The sequence below is a fragment of the Clostridium sp. E02 genome (genome assembly GCF_003833015.1).
GTDB lineage: Bacteria > Bacillota > Clostridia > Lachnospirales > Lachnospiraceae > Lacrimispora.
Map to the genome: position 1 here is coordinate 1 of NZ_RJLQ01000044.1, position 2,901 is coordinate 2,901.

1 rRNA gene is annotated in these 2,901 nt (G+C 50.8%); it reads right to left on the bottom strand.

The window, feature by feature from the left end:
- Positions 1 to 18: 18 nt before the first annotated feature.
- Positions 19 to 2,901, bottom strand: a 23S ribosomal RNA gene (locus EFT72_RS18785); the annotation flags it as partial.

Below are 2,901 nucleotides of genomic sequence, written 5' to 3' on the forward strand. Positions count from 1 at the left end.
ATCTCTACCTAAACCAACTTGGTTAAGCCCTCGACCTATTAGTGACAGTCAGCTACACATGTTGCCATGCTTCCACCTCTGCCCTATCTACCTCGTCGTCTTCAAGGGGTCTTACTCTTGCGATGGGATATCTCATCTTGAGGGGGGCTTCACGCTTAGATGCCTTCAGCGTTTATCCCTTCCCGACTTAGCTACTCTGCCATGGCATTGATTGCCAACAGATACACCAGAGGTCAGTCCATCCCGGTCCTCTCGTACTAAGGACAGCTCCTCTCAAATATCCTACGCCCACGCCGGATAGGGACCGAACTGTCTCACGACGTTCTGAACCCAGCTCGCGTACCGCTTTAATGGGCGAACAGCCCAACCCTTGGGACCTACTACAGCCCCAGGATGCGATGAGCCGACATCGAGGTGCCAAACCACTCCGTCGATGTGAACTCTTGGGAGTGATAAGCCTGTTATCCCCAGGGTAGCTTTTATCCGTTGAGCGATGGCAATCCCACTTTATACCACCGGATCACTAAGTCCTAGTTTCCTACCTGCTCGACCCGTCGGTCTCACAGTCAAGCTCCCTTATGCCTTTGCACTCTACGAATGGTTTCCGACCATTCTGAGGGAACCTTTGAGCGCCTCCGATACACTTTCGGAGGCGACCGCCCCAGTCAAACTCCCCGCCTGACATTGTCCCCCAGCCAGGTTATGGCTGCAGGTTAGAAATCCAATACCGCAAGGGTGGTATCCCAACATCGGCTCCTCTGTGACTGGCGTCACAGATTCATAGCCTCCCACCTATCCTGTACATGCAGTACCGAATCCCAGTATCAAACTGGAGTAAAGCTCCATGGGGTCTTTCCGTCCTGGCGCAGGTAACCAGCATCTTCACTGGTATTTCAATTTCACCGGGTGCATTGTTGAGACAGCGCTCAAATCATTACGCCTTTCGTGCGGGTCGGAACTTACCCGACAAGGAATTTCGCTACCTTAGGACCGTTATAGTTACGGCCGCCGTTTACTGGGGCTTAAATTCAGAGCTTCGCGTTGCCGCTAACCCCTCCTCGTAACCTTCCAGCACCGGGCAGGCGTCAGCCCATATACCTCACCTTTCGGTTTTGCATAGACCTGTGTTTTTGCTAAACAGTTGCTTGAGCCTATTCTCTGCGGCCTGATTTCTCAGGCACCCCTTATCCCGAAGTTACGGGGTCATTTTGCCGAGTTCCTTAACAATGCTTCTCCCGCCGGCCTTAGGATTCTCTCCTCATCCACCTGTGTCGGTTTACGGTACGGGCACATATTACACAATAGCGGCTTTTCTTGACAGCCCCTACAGAGACTTCCCTACTTTTATTCGGTACGCGTCACACTCTCCTGTTGCCAGACGGATTTGCCTATCTGACCAGTCCTGTGCTTGCCCCGGTCTTTTCATTCCCGGGTTCTCTCTCGGTTCTGTGTCCCCACAGTTCTGATAATACGTGGTACAGGAATTTCAACCTGTTGTCCATCGACTACGTCTTTCGACCTCGCCTTAGGCCCCGACTTACCCAGAGCAGATCAGCTTTACTCTGGAAACCTTAGATATTCGGCCTGGAGGATTCTCACCTCCATCTCGCTACTCATTCCGGCATTCTCTCTTCTTAACACTCCACATCTCCTTACGGTAATGCTTCTGTGCGTTAAGAATGCTCCTCTACCAATGTATATAAATATACATTCCACAGCTTCGGTGTTGTGTTTTAGCCCCGGACATTTTCGGCGCAAGACCTCTCGACTAGTGAGCTATTACGCACTCTTTGAATGTATGGCTGCTTCTAAGCCAACATCCTAGTTGTCTCTGAAATCTCACATCCTTTTCCACTTAACACACACTTTGGGACCTTAGCTGGTGGTCTGGGCTCTTTCCCTTTTGACTGCCCAACTTATCTCGTGCAGTCTGACTCCCGTACATCATCTGTCCGGCATTCGGAGTTTGATATTCTTTGGTAAGCTTTGACGCCCCCTAGGAAATTCAGTGCTCTACCTCCGGCAGATTAATACGAGGCTAGCCCTAAAGCTATTTCGAGGAGAACCAGCTATCTCCGGGTTCGATTGGAATTTCTCCCCTACCCACACCTCATCGCCACCCTTTTCAACGGATGTGCGTTCGGTCCTCCACCGCCTTTTACGGCAGCTTCAACCTGGACATGGGTAGATCACCCGGTTTCGGGTCTACCTTTACTGACTCAGTCGCCCTATTAAGACTTGGTTTCCCTTCGGCTCCACACATTAAGTGCTTAACCTTGCCAGTAACGGTAACTCGCCGGACCGTTCTACAAAAAGTACGCAGTTCCACCTTAAACGTGGTTCCACAGCTTGTAAACACAAGGTTTCAGGTTCTCTTTCACTCCCCTCCCGGGGTCCTTTTCACCTTTCCTTCACAGTACTATGCGCTATCGGTCACTAAGTAGTATTTAGCCTTGGGGGGTGGTCCCCCCGAATTCCCACAAGGTTTCTCGTGTCTCGTGGTACTTTGGATCCTGCTCGCTGACTATTGTTTTCCCATACAAGGCTTTCACTTTCTATGGCCGGTCTTTCCAGGACCGTTCTGGTAACAAATCGTCTCACTTGTTGCAGTCCGTAACCCCGTCATGCACGCACGACGGTTTAGGCTCTTTCCATTTCGCTCGCCGCTACTTTGGAAATCGAGTTTTCTTTCTTTTCCTCCGGGTACTTAGATGTTTCAGTTCCCCGGGTTCCCGACGTATGGCTATGTATTCACCATACGACAACTGAGGGTTACTCAGCTGGGTTTCCCCATTCAGATATCTCCGGATCAAAGGATATTTGCTCCTCCCCGAAGCTTTTCGCAGCTTATCACGTCTTTCATCGGCTCTTAGTGCCAAGGCATCCACCTTGTGCTCTTTA